At 33.8% G+C, this 923-nt stretch carries 3 protein-coding genes; all 3 read left to right on the top strand.

Going from position 1 to position 923, the window contains the following annotated elements:
• Window positions 1-139 precede the first annotated feature (139 nt).
• Window positions 140-385, top strand: coding sequence for an AlpA family transcriptional regulator (locus P20652_RS04555; protein ID WP_008170945.1), 246 nt, complete (start codon window positions 140-142; stop codon window positions 383-385).
• On the top strand, window positions 378-671 hold the full coding sequence (locus P20652_RS04560) for a hypothetical protein (RefSeq protein WP_008170944.1): 294 nt from the start codon (window positions 378-380) through the stop codon (window positions 669-671). Before P20652_RS04555 ends, P20652_RS04560 begins: the two co-directional genes overlap by 8 nt.
• A gap of 3 nt (window positions 672-674) precedes the next feature.
• The coding region (locus P20652_RS18745; RefSeq protein WP_033017787.1) for a hypothetical protein at window positions 675-923 on the top strand (249 nt) is incomplete at its 3' end.

Below are 923 nucleotides of genomic sequence, written 5' to 3'. Positions count from 1 at the left end.
AAAGCAAAAAAGAAACTATTTATCAAAAAATAGTAACTAAAAATACATCGATAAGCTCATCCAACTCATCGATAAGCTCATTTAAAAAAATCTGCATTGTAAAACACCTCCTGAAACGTCAATAACTCAGGAGGCACTTATGCCAACCACCACAAACAAACGCGCATTATCAGAAATAGAAACAGCCGAGTATATCGGTATGAGTCGCTCTTTCTTACGTCAATCACGTATGGAAGGAAACCGCACTAATAGAACCCCTGCCCCGCCATTTATTAAAATTGGTCGTACTGTTCGTTATTTAAAAGATGATTTAGATAACTGGTTAAATAACTTTTGTCGCTTAGAGCATTTAGGTCAAAACCCAAATGGGGGTGATCATGCCTAAGTTAACTAAAGAGCAAACTCGATTACTAATTTGGTTATCATTAGAAAATACGTATTTCGAAATTTGCCGTGAAATTGGCTATTCATATCGACAAATGAACGGACTACATACCTATGTTAGTAAGCATGGGCAACCGTTTAAATTTGATACGCGAACACTTAGCAAATTAGTTAATGAAGAACTGGTAACAAGTGAAATAATTTATCATTTTGGTGTTAAATATGAACATTACTTTTTGACCAAAAAAGGTCGTGATTTTGTGTTTGCTTACGCTAACCCTAAATAACCAATGAGTACTTTTAGAGAAACATTAATTGCAAAAGCGATTAATGAACAAGACGATATTTTAACGCCATATTTAGCATTAGTTGATAGATACGATGCGGCGTTTTTAACTAAAAGATTAGCACCATTTTCTAATAAAATTAAAAGCACTGTTTTATTTGATGCTTTTAATAAGCCTAATAACTTTGAGCGCAACCGCCATGTTTTAGATACAACAAATAAGCTTTATAAACTCCTACCGAAAAAGATCGCT

This window comes from Pseudoalteromonas sp. BSi20652, from assembly GCF_000239855.1.
Lineage (GTDB): Bacteria > Pseudomonadota > Gammaproteobacteria > Enterobacterales > Alteromonadaceae > Pseudoalteromonas.
Note: the sequence above shows the minus strand (reverse complement) of the source record. Positions and strands in the feature narration are given on the sequence as shown.

What these genes read in the sequence shown, in the direction of transcription:
- P20652_RS04555 (WP_008170945.1), top strand. Translation starts at nt 140, where the DNA reads ATGCCAACCACCACAAACAAACGCGCATTATCAGAAATAGAAACAGCC.
- P20652_RS04560 (WP_008170944.1), top strand. Translation starts at nt 378, where the DNA reads ATGCCTAAGTTAACTAAAGAGCAAACTCGATTACTAATTTGGTTATCA.